18 protein-coding genes and 1 riboswitch are annotated in these 21,667 nt (G+C 51.2%); of the genes, 14 read left to right on the top strand and 4 right to left on the bottom strand.

The annotated features are described in order from the left end of the window. Positions 1-31 precede the first annotated feature (31 nt). Positions 32-994, bottom strand: a complete 963-nt coding sequence (locus tag FS806_RS08950; RefSeq protein WP_144934718.1) for an acetylxylan esterase — start codon at positions 992-994, stop codon at positions 32-34. 268 nt (positions 995-1,262) lie between these two features. Between FS806_RS08950 and FS806_RS08945 the strand changes: the two genes are divergently transcribed. From FS806_RS08945 to FS806_RS08910, 8 genes are all read left to right on the top strand, one after another. Next, on the top strand, positions 1,263-2,402 hold the full coding sequence (locus FS806_RS08945; protein WP_144934715.1) for a PP2C family protein-serine/threonine phosphatase: 1,140 nt from the start codon (positions 1,263-1,265) through the stop codon (positions 2,400-2,402). 32 nt (positions 2,403-2,434) lie between these two features. After that, complete coding sequence (locus FS806_RS08940) at positions 2,435-6,130, top strand: response regulator (RefSeq protein WP_144934712.1); 3,696 nt, start codon at positions 2,435-2,437, stop codon at positions 6,128-6,130. A gap of 65 nt (positions 6,131-6,195) precedes the next feature. Next, positions 6,196-7,032, top strand: a complete 837-nt coding sequence (locus tag FS806_RS08935; RefSeq protein WP_144934779.1) for a CheR family methyltransferase — start codon at positions 6,196-6,198, stop codon at positions 7,030-7,032. A 177-nt stretch (positions 7,033-7,209) separates the two neighbouring features. Further along, positions 7,210-8,820 (top strand): hybrid sensor histidine kinase/response regulator, encoded by a 1,611-nt coding sequence (locus FS806_RS08930; protein ID WP_144934709.1) that lies wholly within the window; start codon positions 7,210-7,212, stop codon positions 8,818-8,820. A 424-nt stretch (positions 8,821-9,244) separates the two neighbouring features. Beyond that, positions 9,245-9,475, top strand: coding sequence for a hypothetical protein (locus FS806_RS08925; protein WP_144934706.1), 231 nt, complete (start codon positions 9,245-9,247; stop codon positions 9,473-9,475). Between the two features lie 654 nt (positions 9,476-10,129). Then, positions 10,130-11,065: a helix-turn-helix domain-containing protein gene (locus tag FS806_RS08920; RefSeq protein ID WP_144934703.1), complete on the top strand. Its 936-nt coding sequence runs from the start codon at positions 10,130-10,132 to the stop codon at positions 11,063-11,065. A 170-nt stretch (positions 11,066-11,235) separates the two neighbouring features. After that, positions 11,236-12,030 carry a TetR/AcrR family transcriptional regulator gene (locus FS806_RS08915; protein WP_186328284.1) on the top strand — a complete coding sequence of 265 codons (795 nt, stop codon included), beginning with the start codon at positions 11,236-11,238 and terminating at the stop codon, positions 12,028-12,030. A gap of 138 nt (positions 12,031-12,168) precedes the next feature. Further along, complete coding sequence (locus tag FS806_RS08910; RefSeq protein ID WP_144934698.1) at positions 12,169-13,224, top strand: alpha/beta fold hydrolase; 1,056 nt, start codon at positions 12,169-12,171, stop codon at positions 13,222-13,224. A gap of 136 nt (positions 13,225-13,360) precedes the next feature. On the opposite strand, the gene FS806_RS08905 is transcribed toward FS806_RS08910, so the two are convergent. Next, the gene (locus tag FS806_RS08905; protein WP_225312797.1) at positions 13,361-13,807 is read right to left on the bottom strand and encodes a Dps family protein; all 447 of its coding nucleotides are present in this window, start codon (positions 13,805-13,807) and stop codon (positions 13,361-13,363) included. 285 nt (positions 13,808-14,092) lie between these two features. Here FS806_RS08905 and FS806_RS08900 point away from each other — a divergent pair, with 285 nt between their 5' ends. From FS806_RS08900 to FS806_RS08885, 4 genes are all read left to right on the top strand, one after another. Further along, positions 14,093-14,446, top strand: a complete 354-nt coding sequence (locus FS806_RS08900; protein ID WP_144934696.1) for an STAS domain-containing protein — start codon at positions 14,093-14,095, stop codon at positions 14,444-14,446. Continuing rightward, positions 14,443-14,895 carry an anti-sigma B factor RsbW gene (rsbW, locus tag FS806_RS08895; RefSeq protein WP_144934693.1) on the top strand — a complete coding sequence of 151 codons (453 nt, stop codon included), beginning with the start codon at positions 14,443-14,445 and terminating at the stop codon, positions 14,893-14,895. The genes FS806_RS08900 and rsbW overlap by 4 nt, the downstream gene beginning before the upstream one ends. Further along, complete coding sequence (locus tag FS806_RS08890) at positions 14,892-15,671, top strand: sigma-70 family RNA polymerase sigma factor (protein WP_144934690.1); 780 nt, start codon at positions 14,892-14,894, stop codon at positions 15,669-15,671. The genes rsbW and FS806_RS08890 overlap by 4 nt, the downstream gene beginning before the upstream one ends. A 242-nt stretch (positions 15,672-15,913) precedes the next feature. Beyond that, the gene (locus tag FS806_RS08885) at positions 15,914-16,207 is read left to right on the top strand and encodes a hypothetical protein (RefSeq protein WP_144934687.1); all 294 of its coding nucleotides are present in this window, start codon (positions 15,914-15,916) and stop codon (positions 16,205-16,207) included. 28 nt (positions 16,208-16,235) lie between these two features. Here the strand turns inward: FS806_RS08885 and FS806_RS08880 are convergent, their stop codons facing one another. Next, on the bottom strand, positions 16,236-16,898 hold the full coding sequence (locus tag FS806_RS08880) for a thiamine diphosphokinase (RefSeq protein WP_260982033.1): 663 nt from the start codon (positions 16,896-16,898) through the stop codon (positions 16,236-16,238). 186 nt (positions 16,899-17,084) lie between these two features. Then, positions 17,085-17,276: riboswitch (cobalamin riboswitch) on the top strand. Positions 17,277-17,440: 164 nt separating this feature from the next. Between FS806_RS08880 and metE the strand changes: the two genes are divergently transcribed. Then, a complete protein-coding gene (metE, locus tag FS806_RS08875) occupies positions 17,441-19,735 on the top strand; it encodes a 5-methyltetrahydropteroyltriglutamate--homocysteine S-methyltransferase (protein ID WP_186328289.1) in 2,295 nt (764 codons plus the stop codon). 570 nt (positions 19,736-20,305) lie between these two features. Here the strand turns inward: metE and FS806_RS08870 are convergent. After that, on the bottom strand, positions 20,306-20,806 hold the full coding sequence (locus FS806_RS08870) for a DUF4825 domain-containing protein (protein ID WP_144934684.1): 501 nt from the start codon (positions 20,804-20,806) through the stop codon (positions 20,306-20,308). Positions 20,807-21,143: 337 nt separating this feature from the next. Here FS806_RS08870 and FS806_RS08865 point away from each other — a divergent pair, with 337 nt between their 5' ends. Continuing rightward, entirely contained in the window at positions 21,144-21,662 is a 519-nt protein-coding gene (locus FS806_RS08865) for an NfeD family membrane protein (RefSeq protein ID WP_144934681.1), read from the top strand. The last annotated feature ends 5 nt before the right edge of the window (positions 21,663-21,667 follow it).

The raw sequence follows: 21,667 nt of genomic DNA, 5'->3' as shown, positions 1-21,667 counted from the left end.
GAGGTGCTTCGCGGCATGGCGCGCCGCATCGTTATCGTTCGAGCAGGTGGCGGTGAATAAAACTTCTCACCCGCTGGCTGTTATGGCGGTTGACGTTATGCCCTCCGAACGGATACACTCCGATCTCCTTATCGGTAGAGGCAATCCGGTTATAGGCGGCGAAGATCGTCTCCGGAGGGCAGATGGTGTCCTTCAGTCCGACGCTCATGAAGACAGGCATCGTCAGCCGCTCCGCGAAATGGACGATATCGAAATAGCTTAACGTTGCAAGGATGGAATCCAGCTTCTCCGGGAACAGATCGGCGAAAGCCGCCAACTCGGTAAGCGAACCGGTAGAATACATGATGCCGTAATCCATGTGGCACATATTGGGGACGCTCGCCGCGCATACGGCCGCCTTGCCGCTCAAGGCCGCCGTGATTAGTGCAAGTCCTCCGCCTTGGCTGGCTCCGGCAACGGCAATTCTCGAGCGGTCGATTTCCGGCTGCTCGGCGACCCAATCGACCGCTCGGATGCTGTCTACGGTGATAGCCTTGTAGTAGCTCTGATCCCGGTCCGCGATCCCTTGGCTCACCCAACCGCTGGTCATTCCCGTGTCGCTGGGAAGGGTGTTGCCGGTCTCTCCGCCTTGCCCTCGGACATCGACTGCGAAGACGGCCAGCCCCATCATTAACCATATGGCGTACTCCTCCGGCATGCCCTTGCTACCGTGATACCCGTGGAATAAGACGACACAGGGAACCGGCTTGGTATCCCGAAACGGGGGAAGCAGGTACCAGCCGTGAATAGGAGTATCATCGAATCCGTTATATTTGACTTTATATACTTCACAATGAGGCATGAAGGGAGAATCCATTCTGGTCTTCTGTTCGTTAAACGGCTTGCTGCGAACTTGCTCCAGCGTATTCTCCCAATAATCATTTAGATCGGAAGGGGCATAAGGCTCCGATAAATATTGGTGGAGATCATTAAGTCTTCTGTTCAGGGCATTCATACAAAATCTATCACCTTTCTTATCATTTATCATTAGTGCTATTTACCATTCATCCTAATAATTTCTTTACACCTTAAAGAATTCCTTCCCGCAGCAGTAAAAGGGCGAAATTAGCCGAAGGAGCGAGCGTGGACAGGGGCTTGCAACCTGGGTTACACTTTACATAATACCGAAACCGGACTCTATTTGCGTTCAGGAGTGCGGCGATACGGGGTCCAACAGGATCTGGAATGGAAGTCTGATCACGCGATAAAGGAGTTTTCACCTTATGAGCATTCTGATCGTAGACGATAATCCGATCAACCTGATTGTGATTGAGAAAATATTGAAGAACGAGGGCTATCCGGATTGTATTAAAGCCCACTCCGCTCAGGAATTGTTCGATTATTTGCGGATCGATTCCGACGAGCCGATGGAATCGGAGGTCGATCTGATTCTGCTTGATTTGATGATGCCGGAAATCGATGGTCTGGAAGCATGCCGGCGGATCAAGCAGGTGGACCGGCTTAAAGACATCCCAATCATTATCGTGACCGCTCTTGGTGATTCGAATAAGCTGGCTAAGGCCCTGGATCTGGGAGCCAGCGACTATGTCATGAAGCCCATTAACAAGGTGGAGCTGATGGCCCGCATTCGGGTAGCCCTGCGGCTGAAATATGAGATGGATTGGCACATTGAGAGAGACCGCAAGATCCGTTACGAGCTGGATTTGGCGAAGCAGGTTCAGCAGAGCGTTCTCAGTCAGCCCATTAACGACGAGCAGATCGATATTCGGGCCAATTATTACCCTTCCTCGGAACTGGCGGGGGACATGTATTCCTGGTTCAAAATCAATGAACACCGCTACGGCATCATTTTGTTGGATACGATGGGCCACGGTATTTCCTCTTCTCTGGTCTGTATGTACATTTCATCCGTTCTGCAGGATACGATCACCGAGCTGACGGATCCGGAGAAGGTCATTCATGAGCTAAATCGCTATATGAGCCAGCTTCATAATAAGGAACATTTTATCCATTACTATTTCACTGCGATTTATATGGTGATCGATACGAAGAACAAGCAGATCGAATATGTCAATGCGGGGCACCCGCCTGCCGTAGTGTTCCGCGATTCCGGACAGGTGACGATGATGGACCGGGGCTGTTGTGCCGTCGGTTTTTTCGAGAAGATCGACATCCGGAAATCCGTCATCCGGTATGAGGAGCAGGCGCGTATTTTTATGTTTACCGACGGATTGGCGGAGGTTCTCGACACGGAAGGGACAGACGGGCTGCAGGAGTTGACCGGGAAGCTCAAGCGGCTTCGGAATCACAAAGTGGAAGATTACGTTCCTCTGCTGGTGCCGGAAGAGCTTCGCGCGGATCACGAGGATGATATGTGCCTGGTGATCGTGACAACGAAGTAGCCGCAGGAGATCTGACTGAAGGGGGTAGGGCCATGAAGATAAGGACGAAATTATTCCTCGGGGTAGGGGCTATTATTATATTAATGTTCTCTTTGGCCGGGATCGGCATTAACCGGCTTTCTTCGATCAATCAGAACATGAATGAAATATATCAAAACCGTTACAGCAAGGTGAAAGTGACCTCCAGCACCCGCAACGAAGTGTCCAAGATCAACAATTTGCTAGTGAACCTGATTCTGAACGAACCCCGGGACCGGGAGGGCCTGATCCGGCAAATTGATGAATCCTCGAACAGAGCGCTGGTTTATTTGCAAGAGCTGGAAGAGCGCTCCGAGCTGGCGGAGGAGAAGCAGCTGCTGGAGGAGGCGGCCGGGAGCTTCGATGCTTATTCAGGCTACAAGAAGGAGGCGATCAACCTCGTCACTTCCGGCAAGCGGGGGGATGCGGCGCAATTGCGTGAAGCGGAAGGCAACCTTATGCTGGATACCCTTCAACAGAAGCTGGATGCCTTGGCCAAGTATCATGAACAGAGGATGGATGAACATTTTCTGGCTTCCCGGGCCAGCAATCGTTCCACACTCACCTTCACCTTGATTCTAAGCATAACCGGCTTATTACTGGGCCTTGTCATCATGTACTGGATCATCTCCAGTATAACGGGCGGCCTGAATATGTTGTCGCGGATGATTGCCGGCTTTGCCAATGGGACCGTCGATGCGAAGGAGCTTAAGCGCATCACTCCGAAAGGCGAAATCGGGGAAGTGGCCGATGCCTTTACCACGATGGCGTTAGATTTGCAGGAGAAGACGAAGCGGGAGAGGGAGATGAACCGGGCGAATGAAGAGCAGGCTTGGTTAAAAACGAACCTGGCCCAGATGACTACGCATCTAAGGGGGCTCGGCGAGCTGGAGGAGGTGGCCCAGAAATTTATCGGCGAGGTGACCCCCATGCTCGGAGCCAGCTACGGGGTCGTCTATTTGCTGGAGGGGGAGGAATCCGACAGACGATTGCGAAGGGGCGGCGCTTATGCCTATAAGGAAGGGCTTCATCCGAGCGGAAGCATCCGGATAGGGGAAGGGCTGGTCGGACAATGCGCTCTGGACAACGAAACGATCCTTCTTAAAGATGTTCCGGCCGATTATATTAAGATCAACTCCGGACTCGGCGAGATTACTCCGGTCAGCCTCGTCTGCCATCCCATCCGTTACGAGAATGAACTGATCGCTGTTGTCGAACTGGCGTCCCTGGGGGAGTTCACTCCCATACAGCTGCATCTGCTGGAGCAGTTGGCAGACCATGTCGGAACGGTGCTTAAAGATATTATCGGACGGAAGAAAGTGGAGGAATTGCTCCGCGTGTCCCAGAGCTTGACGGAGGAGCTTCAGGCTCAGTCCGAGGAGCTGCTTTCCCAGCAGGAGGAATTAAGAGCGTCCAACGAACGGCTGGAGGAGAAAACACGGTCGCTGCAGCGCTCCGAGGAAATGCTGCAGCGGCAGCAGGAGGAGCTGGAGCAGGCCAACGATGAACTGCTTCAGAAGACCCGCCAGCTGGAGCAGCAGATCGAGCAAACCGAGCAGGTGAACAGGCAAATTCAACAGACGAAAACCGAGCTTGAGCGGCAGGCGCTGCAGCTGGCGCTCACCTCCAAATATAAATCGGAATTTCTCGCCAACATGTCCCATGAGCTGCGCACTCCGCTGAACAGCATGCTCATTCTGTCGCAGCTGCTGGCGGATAACCGGGAAGGAAATCTGCATGAGAAGCAGGTGGAATTCGCAGACACGATTCATTCCTCGGGAACCGACCTGCTGAGGATGATAGACGAAATCCTCGACTTGTCCAAAGTGGAGGCAGGCCGGATGGAGGTTCAGATCGAGCCTTATCGGGTACGGGATCTGGAGGATTTCGTCCGCCGCAATTTCGCTCCAATGGCCAAGGAGAATGGACTGGGACTGCATATTGTGGTGGAAGAGGATGTTCCGGAACGGATGAACACAGATCATTACCGGTTGGAGCAAATATTGCGCAACTTGCTCTCCAATGCGTTCAAATTCACCAAGAAAGGGAGCATCAGCCTGCATGTCAAAATGGAGGAGAATCATCCTCTTGTTGAATCCGGACAGTCCGGGGAGCTGATGATCGCCTTTGCGGTGACCGATACGGGGATCGGAATTTCCGAGGAGAAGCAGGAGTTCATCTTCGATGCTTTCCGACAAGCGGACGGTACAACGAGCCGTAAATATGGAGGAACGGGGCTCGGGCTGTCCATCAGCCGGGAGCTGGCCCGACTGCTCGGGGGAACCATTACCCTGGAGAGTGAGGAAGGACGCGGCAGCACCTTCATCCTGTATTTGCCAGTCTCGTCCTCGAGATTGCCCGCATCGGGGCATGAGGATATCGTCGACAGCATGATCAGAGAAGTGGCGATCTCGCGCGGCCATGCGGAGACTTCCGACTTGCCCGCCGAATTAATCATCCCGCAGGTAGAGCTATCGGATCCGAAATTGCTGAATTCCCCGGACGTTGAAGATGACCGCGAACGCATCGAGCCGAACGACAAGGTGCTGCTGGTCATTGAGGATGATGTTCATTTCGTGAAGATCATTATGGATATGGCTCGTCAGCGGGGATTCAAAACGATTGCGGCCCTGCGCGGAGATCAGGGGCTGGCGCTGGCCCGCATGCACAAACCGGATGCCATCATTCTCGACATTCAGCTGCCGGTGGTGGACGGTTGGACCGTTCTGAACCGGTTGAAGGAAAATCTGGAGACCCGGCACATTCCGGTGCATGTTATGTCCGTAATCGATGAATCCTGGCAAGGCCTGACCATGGGGGCTATGGCCTATCTCAAAAAGCCGGTCAGTAAGGAAAATCTGGAGGAGGCGTTTACCCACATCCAATCCTTCCTCGACAAGAAGATCAAAAACCTGCTGATCGTAGAAGACGATAAGGAATTGCTTCGCAGCCTCGTGGAGCTTATTGGCTACGAGGATGTGGAAATCACGGCGATTTCCAGCGGGAAAGAAGCTCTGGAGAAGCTGCAAGGCTGCCGTTATGACTGTATGGTTCTGGATATCGGCTTGTCGGACATCTCCGGGTTCGAGCTGCTGGAGGAGATTCGCGGCCAAGAGCGGCTGAAGGACTTGCCGATCATTATCTATACGGGCAAGGAACTGGATAAAGCGGATGAAATCCGACTGAAGCAATATTCGGAATCGATCATTATCAAAAACGTCAAGTCGCCGGAAAGACTGCTCGATGAAACCTCCTTATTCCTGCATCGGGTAGAGGCCAACTTGCCGGAGGACAAGAGGCAGATGCTCGAGAAGCTTCACAATAACGAGAGTGCCTTCGAGGGCAAGAGCATTCTGCTGGTCGATGACGATATTCGGAACGTATTCGCTCTATCCAGCGTTCTCGAAGCGTTCCATATGAATGTGACCTTTGCTGAGAATGGCATCGAGGCGCTGCAGGTTCTGGAATCCAATGCCGAAATCGATCTGGTGCTGATGGATATCATGATGCCGGAAATGGACGGCTACGAAACGATAAGACGGATCCGCAGCCAGCCCCGGTTCGAGAAGCTGCCGATCATCGCGCTGACCGCAAAGGCGATGAGAGAGGATCGGAATAAGTGCATTGAAGCGGGAGCATCGGATTATATTACCAAGCCGATCAATACCGATCAGCTGTTATCCTTGCTAAAGGTGTGGTTGTACGGATGAGAGGGCGTGAATTCATTCTGCAGAAGCATTCTCCAAGTGATTGGTCATCGGGGGCAGAACGATCGATGAGCCATCCGGACCTTCAGGATAATCGGGAACGAATTGAGATCGAGCTGCTGTTGGAAGGGATTTACAAGCTTTATGGGTACGATTTTCGTAACTACGCCTATAATTCCTTGCGCCGGAGGATTTGGCACCAGGTTCAGGCCATGAAGCTGGGGTCCATCTCCGCCCTGCAAGAGAAAGTGCTGCATGACCCGGCCTCTATGAGGCAGCTGGTGAAGAGCATAATGATCCATGTGACCGAGATGTACCGCGATCCCTCCTTATTTTTAGCCTTCCGGGAGAAGGTGGTTCCTCTTCTGCATACGTACCCTTTTATCCGGATATGGCATGCTGGCTGCTCCACGGGGGAGGAAGTGTTCTCCATGGCTGTTCTTCTTCACGAGGAGGGATTGTATCACAAGTCGAGAATCTACGCGACGGACGTCAGCGAAGATATAGTCAATCAGGCCAGAACAGGGACCTTCCCGCTCAGCAAAATGCAGAGCTATACGAAAAATTATATGCTGGCCGGCGGAACCGGCGCTTTCTCGCAATATTACTCGGCTTCGGGGAGCAAGGTCACCTTTCACCCGTTCTTGAAGGAAAACATCGTGTTCGCCCGGCATAATCTGGTGACCGACCGCTCGTTTAACGAGTTTCACGTCATTTTTTGCCGTAATGTACTCATTTATTTTAATAAATCGCTGCAGGATCACGTTCACCATCTGTTCTACGAAAGTCTGGCTCCTCTGGGAGTGCTGGCTCTCGGCAATCGGGAGTCGATCAATTTCTCGAGGCATGCCGACGGCTACGAAGCGCTTGACTGCCGCGAAAGGCTCTACCGGAAGATCAGGTAGTATTGGCCAAGCGGTTTTGCTGCGCATGGAGAAATATTTATTATCTATCATTTAAGGCCCGGCCGATCCAGATTAATAAGTTCTGGGACTCCCCGCAAAGTACTCGGAATACGCTACGAAGGCATGTGGGGTTATTTACCCGGTCAGGCATAGACCAACCGATACAGGAGGAAGCCGATGGAATATACGGATCCCATCAACATATTGCTGGTGGATGACCATCCCGAGAATTTGCTCGCCCTGGAGGCGGTGCTTGCCGAGGAAAACTATAATTTGGTTCGTGCAAATTCGGGGGAAGAGGCCCTTCGCTGTCTCCTGAAGCAGGAGTTTGCCGTTATTGTCATGGACGTGCAGATGCCGGGCATGGATGGCTTTGAAACGGCGCGCTTTATTAAAGCCCGGGACCGGTCCAAGGATATACCGATCATTTTTATTACGGCGACGAGCAAGGAAGCGGAGCATTTTTTTACAGGGTATTCCGTTGGAGCGATTGACTATATGGTCAAGCCGTTCATTCCCCAGACTCTGAAATCGAAAATCGAGGGCTTCGTCAATTTGTTTATCAGCAGCAAAAAGCTGCAAAAACAGGCCAAATTGTTGGAGGAGCAGACGAAGAAGCTGGAGAAGGCCAATAAGGAGCTGCTGCTGACAACACTCAGCCTGACGAGGGCGGAGGCCCAGGCCAGAATGATCGGGGAGACGTCGATTGATGCCATGTTTACCTTCGATGCCCAAGGCACCATCCTGACGGTTAACCCTGCCGCCATCAGCATGTTCGGCTACACGGAGGATGAGCTGGTTGGCGAGAACGTTACGCTGCTTATACCCGATTTGCGGGCACTGGAGAACAAGGAGCGGAACGGGGAGGGAGAAGGCCGCTACGTAACGGGGAAGATTAGTGAAATGAAGCTGCGGAACAAGCAGGGCTCTTCCTTTCCCGCGGAAATCCAGATCGGCGAAGCTTATATCGGGTCGGATCGTCTGTTTGCCTGCACGGTCAGCGACATAACAGAACGGAAGAAGGCGGAGCAGGAGCTGCTGGCGGCGAAGGAGGCGGCGGAGATTGCGTCACGGGTCAAATCGGAATTTCTGGCGACGATGAGCCACGAAATTCGGACTCCGCTTAACGGCGTGATCGGGGTGACCGATCTGCTGATGCAGACGGACCTTAATCCGGAGCAGCGGGAGCTGACGGAAATTATCCGCAAGAGTGGGGACGCCTTGCTGGCGGTCATTAACGACATTCTTGATTTCTCCAAGATTGAGAGCGGCAAAATGGAGCTGGAAGAGGAGCCCTTCGAATTGCGGAGCTGCCTGGAAGAAACCTTTAATTTATTTATGGCCCACAAGAAGCAGTTAGAGATGGAGTACAGGGTCGATCCCGAGCTTCCGCAATATTTGTTGGGCGATGTTACCCGGCTGCGGCAAATCCTGATGAATCTCGTCGGCAATGCGGTCAAGTTTACCGAGCAGGGTGGGGTATACGTCTACGCTAACAAGCTGGGGGAGGAGGATGGGCGGCTGGAAATCGAATTTGTCGTCAAGGATACCGGAATCGGGATCGCGGAGAGCAAACGCAGCCAGTTATTCCAGCCCTTCTCCCAGTTGGACTCGTCCATGACCCGTAAGTATGGGGGGACCGGCTTGGGCCTAGCCATATGCAAAAAGCTGGTGGAGCTTATGGGCGGCTCCATTCGGATCGAATCCGGCGATGGCCCGGGGGCGGTATTTATTTTTACGGTCAAGGTTTGTCCATTCGACCTGACAGACATGAAGCGCTCCTATTAGAAGAGAATTTTCGCACGGATCGCAATCGCGGTCTTGGCACCGGTTATTGGGACGGGAGTATTGCGATGGGAGCGGCTGGATCAGCTACTTGATCAGGGATTCCGCTCCGTTTATGTAAATCTCGGTTCCCGTAATATGAGAAGCCATTCTTGTCTGTTGAAGAGGCAGAATTGTGAGTCATCATACATTCCTCCTGTTTCAGGTTATAGCGTCCTATTAGCCGGTGAAAGGTGAAAGTAATTATCTAAGTTGATTATAGGATTGTTGCAGCGCCCTGCCAATGATGGCGGAGGCGCTTTTTCATTAGACGGAGATCTATTCATATTCGACGCAGGGAGTTTGGACAGACCTGTTCTGGACAATAATGGAATAATGAACTAACGCTGCAGGCCTTACGGCTAATGATCAAGGAGGATTATGAATCATGCTCGGAATATTATTAGCGGCATTATTCCTTGTTGCACATGTCTATGAAACGGTATGGGTTTATCGGGACACTCTGAAATATAAGGGACCCGGGGCAGCTGTGGAATCAGCCCTGCTCGTTTTTCTGCTGCCGGTGGTCGGGTTAATCTTTCTAATGTCCGCGGCTGAGAGCGCGCAGAGGAAATCCGCTTCTGATATGCCGTCCGACGGGACGCCGGAAACTCTTTAGTCATTACTGAGCAAGGCCGCGGGGAAAGTCCACCGCGGTTTTTTCCATTTAACGGCGGCCTATTCTGGTTCTGACCAACAGTCTTCCGGTTTCATCCTCCCGGCTATTTTTCGGCTCAAGTTCTATAAACCTATTCCTCGCTCCGCAAGCTTTTGACTAATATCCCCTTTGCTCAGGCTGCCCCGAAATTGAAGGCGATACTGATTACCCTTCCTTTAGCGGAATGACTATCCAAGAACAACCGTCAATGAGGGGAGGATATTTAACGGTTCGGTTCTGCCGGGAATGGCTCACCATCCTGAGGCTCGCATCATTTCGCCCATCATCCGATATCTTTCTGACGAATAGGGATAGTAAAACAATAGAATTTAGGTTTGCCCATTCGCCCATTCGCCAAGTGAGGAAAATTGATCATCGCTCCACTAAGTCGGGCCGTCCCGAAAAAACCGCCTCCCCTTAAATCCCCCGGCAGTTAGCCACATCCGAATCGTGTTAGCATGCACTGTTCACCCGATTCGTTGCTTGAAGCTTCGGAGCTGCCTTCCTTCGAGCGGACTGGATGGTTATTATAGTCAATAACTGGTAAAGGTTTCTTTGGCGTGGGCCGGATTCGCAAAAAAGATCAAGTCTTAGCCTGAATTAACATGATAAGCTATGAACCATAGGAGGGGGGAGCTGTGGGTGGTCTATGACGAGCATGTCCGGGCGGTCAAGCGATCCATCCGGTATATAGAAGAGCATCTCAAGGGCGACTTGTCTTTGGAGAAAGTGGCCGATCAGGCGGCCTTTTCGATGTATCATTTCCACAGGATGTTTCAGGCCTATGTCGGAGATACCCTTGCAGACTATATCCGCAAGAGGAGACTGGCCTGCGCCGCCGGGGAATTGCTCAGCACCGAGAGACGAATTCTGGACATTGCTTTGGAGTACCAATTCGAGTCTCAGGAGGTTTTCACCCGGGCGTTCAAGAGGATCTATTATATGACGCCGGGCCAGTATCGAAAATATGTTCAAACCTTACTCACGAGAAAGGAGAGAAGGGGACAAATGGAACCGATCAAGCAGGAGCCGTACGGATGGAAGTTGACAGGCACTCATCCGCATCTTTATACAATGGGGGTTGATAGGCTGGTAACCCATCAAGGGCGGGCATCCGGATATTTAATGTCCGAATCCGAGCAGTTGGAAGGCTTCGCTACTATGATGCAGATGTTTAAGGCTGACCGCTACTTGGGCAAAAGATTGAGATTGACCGGCTTCGTCAAGTCCGATGACGTGAAGGGCTGGGCGGGCTTATGGATGAGAATAGACGGTGCGGACGAGGATATGCTCGGCTTCGACAATATGGGGAATCGCCCGATTGGAGGAACCACACCCTGGAGCCAGTACAGTATTGTATTGGACGTTCCAAAGAGCAGCAAAGAAATAGCAATCGGCGTGTTGTTGTACGGGCCGGGGAAAATTTGGGTCGATAGCTTGCGGCTTGATGAAGTCGACGAGAAGGTCCCGACGACAAATATTGACCTGATGGAAGAAATTCCGGAAGAACCCGTCAATTTGAGCTTTGATGAAGCACCGGAGGACCAATGACGCGAAGCATATCGGGAGTCGATAAGCGTTCCAAAGCAAAGCTGCTAAGCCGCTGCCCGTTTAACTTGCGAATCATCTTGACATCTCATTCACATAGATTTATATTATAATCACATACTTAAAGGTTAATGAATATAACATTATGTGTCCAGGATATGAGGTTGGAAAGCATGATTACCCATGATCAAATCAGGGAAGCGGCCAGGAAGCTTGCTTCCGGCAAGGCATATGACAAAATAACGTTTGCGGATGTCGCGGCCGCTGCCGGAGTCCATTGGACATCCGTCAGACGATGCTTCGGCGGCAAGGAGCAAATGAGAAAATGGCTGGCAGACATTCAGGAGGAGGACGGGGCCGGATTCGCGGATACCCGCTCACGGATTTTGGATGCTGCTGCCGAAGTGTTCACCCGATCGGGATTCGCCGGGGCGACCCTGGATCAGGTAGCGGCCGCGGCGGATATGACCAAAGGGGCCGTGTACTGGCATTTCTCGGGCAAGCATGAGCTGTTTCTGGAGCTGTGCGAACGAAGCCTGGCTGCGCAGCTCAGAGTCCTGCCGGCACAGGCCCATTCCGCCCTCGCTTCGGAGGACCCGATTGAGTCTATAGCCTTATGGTTGATGTCGCAATTGGAGTGCGGACATTCCGGCAAGGATGAGCAGGACCCTTCCATGTTATTTTTTGAATTCGTTGTCTCAAGCCGTGATCCTTCGGTAAGGGAGATGCTGAACCAAGCATACAGCAGCATTATCGAGGGGACGAGCGCCATATTTCAGGAGATGCAGGATAACGGTTTGTTGAAGAGGAATATAGCTCCGCAGGCTCTGGCAACTCTGTTCCAGGCTCTTATTTACGGCATGCAGCTAACTAGAATTATTGACCGGAATCCGGACCGCTTGCGTTCCGGTGTAACGGCCGCTTCTCAGGTTCTGTGGCAAGGACTGGAGCCGGAATCGGGCTCGTGATGAAGCCCGTATTATTACGGGTTTTTGTTTGAAATTAACATACCTATGAGTATGTTAATCGAATATTTAACAGTATGTATTTTTGGCGAAAGGAGGGAATTGAATGCTTTAAATAGACTTACCAAAGGTTGTAACTGTATGTCCTTGGACAAGGACGGCGACAGTCGTTTCTTCTGGATTACCCATTCCCAATCTCAGAAAGGAAGGATCACTGTGGTATGGATATTAACGGGCATCGGTCTGTTGGCGGCAGCCGCTTTGATGGGATATAGCCGGCAGCGGGTTCGGCGGGCCGAGTCGGAATTTCCTCCGACAGGGGAATTTGTTACGGTCGAAGGGATTCGGCTTCATTATAACAGCAAAGGCCGGGGCCGGCCTATCGTATGCCTGCACGGGGGGATGCTGTCGTCCGCTGATTATTCGGGTGTCATGGAGCTGGCGTCCTCTCAATACAGGGTGCTGGTATTCGACCGGCCCGGATACGGATATAGCGAGCGTCCCGGCAAAGGGATAATGACGCCGCAAAACCAGGCGAGGCTTCTCCATGAAGCGTTGAAGAAGCTGGGCGCAACAGAGCCTATTCTCGTCGGGCATTCCTGGAGCGGTTTGCTCGTGCTGTCTTATGCGCTGCAATATTCCGATGAGCTTGCCGGAATCGTTCTGCTGGCTCCCGGAGCCTATGGGGGTAAGGCTTATCCCGCGGGTATCGCCGACCGGATACTCAATGCGCTCGTTCTCTCTCCCTTCGTAGGCAAGCTGCTTCTCCATACTCTGCTAGTCCCGCTCGGGGGTCTGGCGGTCAAATCGGTGACCGACGCCACCTTTGCCCCGGACCCTGTTCCGCACGATTATCGCAGACTGGCGCAGGCGGTCTGGCCCCGTCCGGCACAGATCCGGGCGAACCGGGAGGATATCGAAGGCTTTATCCGGAATGCGGATGCCGTCAGCAGCAGATATGGGGAACTGCGGCTTCCTGTTGTTATAGCGGTCGGTGACTCGGACCCGTTCCGTCCCGAGCTGCAGGCTTACAGGCTGCATCGAGAGATCCCCCACTCCAAGCTGCTGAAGATCGAGCACACCGGCCATATGATTCCGCAGGCAAGGCCTGAGGCCGTTCTGCAGGCACTGAATCTGCTGGAGGAAGAAATAGCTGCGAGAGAAGGCCAGACAGAGCCGCGAACGGCCAACGGTTGAGTCCCGGCGCCGCTTGGTCGTATCCTTGACGCAGGCTGTCGGCACAGCCGGTCCACCGGCACAATAAAACAGGCGGTGAGGTCCGCCTGTTTTATTGGTTGGTCCGAAATTCACCGGAACTACGGATGAATTTCGGTTATTTCAAAAACGCATCCAGCATCCATTTATGCTTCTGCAGTGAGCCTTGGATGGCAATCATCATGTCTCCGGACGGCTCGTCCCCTTCTTCTTCGGCCGCTTTGATGCCTTCCTGCAGCTCGTTGATCATCGTCGCAAAATCCTGGGATACGGTGCGGATCATATCGGTCGGCGACTCGGAGCCGGTTGCTTCCTTAATAGAGGATAGCTCCAGGCTTTCCTTTAATGTTGCCACCGGCCTCTTGCCCAAAGACAGCAGTCGCTCAGCCAAATCGTCCAAATACTGGGCGGCCTCATTATAAAGCTCTTCCAGTTTGACATGGAGGGTGAAGAAATGGTCTCCTGTAATATACCAATGGTAGTTGTGCAGCTTCATGTACATCACCGACCAATTGGCAACTTGCTGGTTCAGTACCGTCGTTACGGATGTCATCGTTTTTGGCATCTTTGTACCTCCTTGATAAGCTATATTGAACTTGCTTGACTGTTCTTTATTTACCCCAAAAACCGGTTTTTTAACCATGAGAATGATTGACGAACCAGCTATAATTGAAAAGGAGGAAGAAGGCAGAAAATTACTATAAAAATTTACAGCCGCCCTGTTTCAAGCGACGTGAAATTCGTGTATATAATTATTGTCGGATTGTTTTGATGAAGGGAAATTTTTCAAATGCTTTAAGATGAAAAGTGTGGGGAACAAAACTTCTAGCGGCATGGGAGGAAAACAGGCATGTATCCAGAGAAGAAGTTTAACATTTACAAGGAAGTGATGGCGGACGAAATCGTGGTGTACCTTAGCGGAGAATTGGATTTATCGGTAGCTGCGGAGATGCGTTCCGATTTGGAGCCGTTCATTAATCAGACCAAAAGAGCACTAACTTTAAATCTTAAAGATTTAAAATATATCGACAGCACCGGCATAGGAATTCTGGTTTCCATCTTAAAAACCCGGGATGCGCTGCAAGCTCCTTTCGGAGTGGAGGAAATCCCGCCGAAAATTAATCGGTTGTTCGATATTACGGGAATTTCACAATATATTCACCCGATAGAGGGATCATCGGAAAGGAAAGAAGAAATCATATGAGCGACTTCCAAAATCACAGCGTCAGTTTAAAAGTTCCGGCAGACGCGGAATTTATAGACATTGTCCGGCTCACCCTGTACGGAATTGCATCAAAATGGGGATTTTCTTACGAAGAAATCGAGGACATGAAGGTGGCTGTGGCCGAAGCCTGCAATAATGCTGTTCTGCATGCCTATCAGGGAGAAGAGAAGGGGCAGATGGAAATCAGGTTTGAAATGCGGGAAGACGGCATTCGAATCAGCGTCAAGGACGAAGGAAGCAGCTTTGACTATGAGCAGAAAGAAAGCCAGGCCGAATCTCTGCATGACAAACCGTTAAGCGAAGTTAGCGAAGGGGGCTTGGGCATCTTTATGATGCAAGCACTCATGGATGAGGTCCAGGTGCATACACAATCCGGAACGGAGGTTATACTGACCAAATTTCTCCAAAGGAAAGAGGAATTGGCATGAAGCCAGAGCAAGCCACGCAAGACCCCAACAATAAAATAGCGGCTATACTTCAATACCAGCAGACGGAAGACAACGAGATAGCGACTGACCTGCTGCTCCATTACGAGCCTATTGTCAAGATGGCCGCCGGGAAAATGTCCCGGAACCGCCCCGACCTGCATGAGGATTTGTATCAGGTTGGGCAGATGGCTTTGCTGCGACTTTTCAAGCAGTACGACAGCACGCTCGGGATCCAATTTGAAGCCTATGCGATGAAGAGTCTGATCGGACATATGAAAAATTATTTAAGAGACAAGTCGTGGTACATTCAAGTTCCCCGGCGGATTAAGGAAAAAGGGCTGATGATTCAACAGGCGGTTGATGAGTTGACTATGAAGCTGGAGCGATCCCCGAACGTAGATGAAATTGCGGAATACTTGGAGCTGACGACGGAGGAGACGATTGAGGTGCTGGCCGGAAGGGAATGCTATAATTACGTTTCGTTGGATACTCCTCTGGCTAACGATGAAGGAAGCGCAACCATCGGTGATTTGATAGGCAGTGATGCGGACGACTTCGGAATGGTCGAGAAAAGGCTGGATCTGAACGAAGCGCTGCTTCTTCTGAAGGAAGAAGAGAAGAAGGTGCTGATGCTCGTCTTTAACGAAGGGCAATCGCAGAGGAGTATCGCCCAGGTGCTGGGAATCTCCCAGATGAGCGTATCCCGCATTCAGAAGAGAGCGATAGAAAAGCTGAAACAATATTTGAACGGACATCAATCATTGGTGGACAAGTAACAAGACACGTCATGGGGGAATGGCGTGTTTTGTGTTTTTTTGCACTGTTGTGGGGATTTACAGAGTTCCCTGCATGCGACTGCAGAGAAAAATGGGTGAAACAGATTCGACGAAATCGATTATAATGGGGATAAGGCTTTCAAGGATCCGATAAATACCGATAAATACTATTCATTCTGTCTATAATAGGAATAAAAATCCGGATCTGGCAAAAGGGCCGGTTAAGAAAGGATGTTGCTTCAATGGGCGTTAAATTCGGCCGAGAGTATGAGGAGATTATTGAAGAATTGACCGGAGCCATGTCCGGTGTAAGAAACTGCAACGAGCTGTTCGAGATGAGCGAAGAGGATTGGCGGGAGATGGACGAGCAGGAGCGGAAGGATTGTATAACGACATTAGCCGATGATATTTTTTATGGCTTGGGCGCGGAGCCGACGATGAGCTTCGGTTCCTGTCAAATTGTCTACGACCGGGACAATCACCTGATCAAAATTGCCGCAGAGGAAAAGGTCGTTCATATTATCCGGTTAATTTAACCGTTTACCGGGATGAGAAAAAGGAAGCCTAGTCTTCCTTGCTGCGGATGACCAGAAGCTTCCCTTCGGTAAGTGTAATGCGACCGGTATCAGCGGTCAGCACATTGCTGATTCCTAACGACTGGCCGGTCTTAAGCTGCGCGTCACACAGCGGGTACAGAAACCCTTCGAGGGTGATGCCTCTTACTTCTTCTGTGAAAGGAATAAGGGAAAGATAGGCGTATTCATTGCGATGGACAATCCATTCATCGTCTATAAGCGTGATTTCGTTATATGCATCCACGATTTTGCAAGGAACGCGGGCTTCCAGCCCTTTGGCCAGCAGTTGAAGGTTGGCCATGGAATGGTCAAGACGGGAACCCATGACGCCGACCAGGACGATTTCTTGCGGGTGAAGAGCCAGCGCTTCGTTGAAAGCCATCTCCGTATCGGTATAATCCTTCATGACCGGATCACATTCTACCCAGCGTTTGCTTGATTCACGGATCCGTCCGATCTCTTCGGGGCGAACGGAATCGAAATCGCCGATCGCCAGATCCGGGCTGTACCCATGCTGTACCAGGAAGGCCGCTCCCCGGTCTGCTCCAATCAGAATGTCTCCGCGTCCAATCTCGCGAAGGGCCCAGTCCCCCAAGCTTCCGCCGCTTACGATAACAACAATTCCGCCTGTCTTAGAAGATATGGCGTTCACAGCGCACCTCCTTCTGACCTTGATTTTCACTGAAACTAACGTATCATACGAAGGAAGACTTGAAAAGTGCCAATAAGGCTGGAGAGAGTGTTCCCGCTTTATTGCAGGCTGGACACCACTTAGAAAGATTAAGCTTGATAATATATACGAGTTGTTGTATGGTTATTACCAAGTCGCATTATTCCAATTGAATAAATGGGAATAGGTGCTTGTAGGCTATGCCTTGCAAGCTTAAAAGGGAATTCGGTGTAAGTCCGAAGCGGTCCCGCCACTGTAACAAGGAAGTCGCAGCAAGAACGCCACTGGTCGACAGACCGGGAAGGCAGCTTGTGATGATGATCTTGAAGCCAGGAGACCTGCCTGTTCCAACAACACTAAATGAAACCTACGGGAGATAGGCGGGTGTTAATTAATGTCCAGTTACCTGACATAGCTGGGACATTTTCGCCATTCATTCTTTTTCATTTAGGCGGGAATGTCCTTTTTTTGTTGCATGGATACGCGTTAGAAGGGATTTGAAAGTGAGAGAGGAGAAGAAGACGATGAATACGGAGAAGAGAAATGGGCTGACCAGCGGAAACCTCGGTTATCCGCGGATTGGCGAAAACAGGGAATGGAAGAAGCAGTTGGAGGCGTATTGGGGAGGCAAGCTGGAACAGGAAGAGCTGCTGGCTTCGATGAAGGAGATCCGTCTTAACCACTTGCGCAAGCAGCGGGAAGCCGGGCTGGATTGGATTCCGGTTGCCGATTTTACTTTATACGACACTATGCTGGATACCGCCGCCATGTTTGGGCTTGTGCCGGACCGGTTCGATTACACGGGGGGCCCCGTTCCGCTGGAAACTTATTTTGCCATGGCACGGGGCAACCGTTCGGCGGCAGCTTGCGAAATGACGAAGTGGTTCACTACAAACTATCATTACATCGTCCCGGAATTCGGCGAGCGCACACCTTCGCTTGTAGATAACCGGATTCTTGCCCTCTATAAGGAAGCGAAGGAAGAGCTGGGCATCGAAGGCCGGCCGGTTCTGATCGGTCCCTATACCTTCCTGAAGCTGTCCAAGGGATATGACCGCACTCGATTCCAGGAGGTTATGCAGAGCCTGCTACCGGCGTATGCCCAGCTTCTGCAGGAGCTGGAGCAGGAAGGAGTGCAGTGGCTGCAGATGGATGAACCGGCCTTGGTTATGTCGGTGACGGACGAGGAAATGCAGGCCGTTCGGGATAGCTACCATTATCTTCATTCGGCGGCGCCCCGGTTGAAGCTTCTGCTGCAAACCTACTTCGATTCCGCCGAGCGTTACTCGGAATTGGTGGCCTTGCCGGTACAGGCGATCGGACTGGATCTGGTATCCGGCCGCACCCGGCATTTGGACGCTCTAGAGCAATATGGATTCCCGGAGGATAAGCTTCTCGCTGCGGGTGTTGTAGATGGCCGGAATATATGGCGCACCGATTTGGATGACCGGCTGCAGCTGCTGGAATCCATCGCCCGCAAGGTGCCTTACGAGCGGATGATCATCCAGCCGTCCTGCAGCCTGATGCATGTGCCGATCAGCCTGGCGGCAGAGACGGCGCTGCCCCCGGAGCTGAGGAATGCGCTGGCCTTCGCCGATGAGAAGCTGGAGGAAATTGCGCTTCTGGCAAAAGCGATATGTCTGGGGGCGGAGCAGGAAGAGGTGAAGACTCGATTGCAAGCGAGCCGTGAGGCTCTGCGGGCATTGAAGGCATCGCCTCTGAGAGCGGCTCGGGCCGGTCAGCCGGCGGAGGCGATTCTTGCAGCGAAGACAAGGACGCCGTTCGCGGAACGCCGGAAGGAGCAGCAGAAGGCTTTTAATCTGCCGCTTCTGCCGACGACTACGATCGGCAGCTTCCCCCAGACGGCGGAGGTTCGCAGGGGAAGACGACTGTGGCGCAAAGGTGAGTGGACGAAGGAGCAGTACGACCGGTTTATCCGTGAACAGATTCGCGAATGGATAGCCATTCAGGAGGAGATTGGCCTGGATGTGCTCGTACACGGGGAGTTCGAACGAACCGATATGGTGGAATTTTTCGGCGAGAAGCTGGCCGGCTTCGCCTTCACCGCCAACGGCTGGGTTCAATCCTACGGCTCGCGCTGTGTGAAGCCCCCGATTATCTGGGGCAATGTCGATTTCGTAGCGCCTATGACGGTGGAAGAGACGGTCTACGCCCAATCTCTAACCTCCAAGCCGGTTAAAGGCATGCTGACGGGGCCGGTGACCGTGTTGAACTGGTCCTTCGTGCGTGACGATATTCCGCGCAAGGAGGTAGCCGAACAACTGGCATTAGCTTTGAGAAGTGAGGTCGAAAATTTGGAACAGGCCGGTATACGCATGATCCAGGTCGACGAGCCAGCACTCCGCGAAGGGCTGCCGCTTAAGGAAGAAGACCGCGAGGAATATTTGGAATGGGCTGTGGGGGCATTCCGGCTGGCGACATCCGGAGTGAAGGACAGCACTCAGATTCATACCCATATGTGTTACTGCGAATTCAGCGATCTGATCGATGCTATCCGCCAGTTGGACGCTGATGTGATCTCTATCGAAACCTCACGCAGCCACGGAGAGCTTCTCGAAGCGTTCGAGACCGACACATATGATAAAGGAATAGGGCTGGGCGTCTACGACATCCACAGTCCCAGGGTGCCATCCGTTGACGAAATGACCGGCCTGATTGAGAAAGCTCTGCGGGTGCTGCCCGCTTCGCTGTTCTGGATCAACCCGGATTGCGGGCTGAAAACCCGGGCCAAGGAAGAGACGGTCCAATCCCTGAAGCATATGGTTCAGGCGGCCCGCCAAGCCCGCGAAGCTTTGTAGCCTATTCATTATTGCGCTGCCGTTCCAGCCGGCGGCATCAGAAAAATCATGAAGTCTTCGAAGAGTGCTTCGAAGACTTCAACGGCTTTTATCAGCAGCGGGTAGGATCCAGCCTGTTTTCATCAGGGGTGGCTATAGAGATTCAAACGCACAAATAGGTGGATGCGAACGAGTGAGTATTGTACGAAAATCATACAGTCAGCCGGCGTATGTCACGAAGGTTTCGATTTTGAATGAATAATCAAATAAACGTACTTATAATTCCGCGCCCCATTATCACAACAGCCCAAGGTTTTCCAGTAAGTTTAAACAGCGAAAATGTAACGGAACTGGAAAACCCTATTTCGTCAAAATAGGCGGTTTTTTTAAACTAACGGAAACAGTTGCGCTTATTGCTTAAAATTCTCCTACTTTCGCGAGCATTTCTTGTGAATAAGGTCATCTGGTTCCGTTAAAATGACCGAAAGGCCCTTTTGGAGCGATTAAGGTCATCTGGTTCCGTTAAAACCAAAATGATCTTAGTTGCACACCATTAATCATTAATCGAAAGACTCCTGGGGTCCGTCTACTTTATTTAAAAAAATCATTCACTTTATTTTCATCTTCAAAGTATTTCTGAGTGAATTTACTGAGTTCATCTTCGCTTTTAAATTCGCTTAAATCTTTTCCGTACCAGGATTCTAATGCTTCCCTCGTCACCCTATATGCTTTTTCAACGAATTTAAAATCAACCCAATCCGCATTTTTAACCAACGCAAATATAAATGTAGCATTGTATAACGCAAGCTCTTTGTAGTCCGCTGCTATTTGATCTGTTGTTTCTGCAGGTACATAATTCAAAACAATTCCATAAGGCGGTTCTGTCGTTTTCAGTTCCAACTCACTTATTTGTTCGCCTGTTGGACTTGGTAACTGTTTAGCAATATTGCCAACCGCACTGTTATCGCCAACGTAAGAATCTTTATATTGGAATAGATCTTCGTTTACGACGCCATTGGAATTAGAATTACATCCACTTAGGAAAAGAAATACCAATAATGAGATGAAGAATCCGGTTGTTATTTTTCGCATCAATTAATCCTCCTTTAAAATCGCCAGGCCTGACTACCGAGCACCCTTATTAACATTGTCTGCTTCGTTGTTTGTACAAGGGCTGAATAATATTTTGGGTCAGGCGAAACAATCCGAAGTTATTTGTCATGTCGAATCCAAATGATATTTTCAAATATCATCTAAATAGTCTAACAGAACGTGTGTCAAAAAAACAGTTATTGTGCGGAAGGGCGAATTTTCGAAATGCTTACGCTCGAAAATCGTTTTTTTTGAAACATAATGTCGGGTAACACGTATTAATTTACAAGAAACGATCAACGACCCGCATAATATGTTCTGGAAAGAAGGGTTGATTATGCTGGAATTGTACTGGGGCTGCCTAATCTTCGGGCTGCTGTTTGCCCTCGTGACCGTTCTGCTGGGTGATGTGATGAGCCACGCTCTGGATGGACTGCTGGATTTCCTGTCGGTTGATTTTCTGCAGCCGATGGTGATTGCCGGGGGCGTAACCATCTTCGGAGGAGCGGGCATTCTGCTTACCCGGTATACCGGATGGGCGGTCTGGGCCGTATTGGCGCTGGCCGTTGGACTGGCGATTCTCGGAGGAGCGGTTATCTACCTCTTCTATGTGAAGCCTATGAACGAAAGTGAAAACTCCATAGGGTATTCCATTTACGATCTGAAAGGAAGTGTTGGCGAGGCTATCATTTCCATTCCGGAGGATGGATACGGGGAAGTCGTTCTTAAGGTAGGAGCCGGCGTAAGCAATCATACAGCAGCGAGCTTCGACGGAGAGTCCATTCCGGCAGGGGAGAAAATAGTTGTTGTGGAGGTGAAGGAGAGAACGCTGTTTGTTTCCCGATTTGACGCTTAACCATC

The sequence above is a fragment of the Paenibacillus sp. 32O-W genome (genome assembly GCF_007679495.1).
In the GTDB taxonomy this organism is placed as follows: Bacteria; Bacillota; Bacilli; order Paenibacillales; family NBRC-103111; genus Paenibacillus_L; species Paenibacillus_L residui.
Note: the sequence above shows the minus strand (reverse complement) of the source record. Positions and strands in the feature narration are given on the sequence as shown.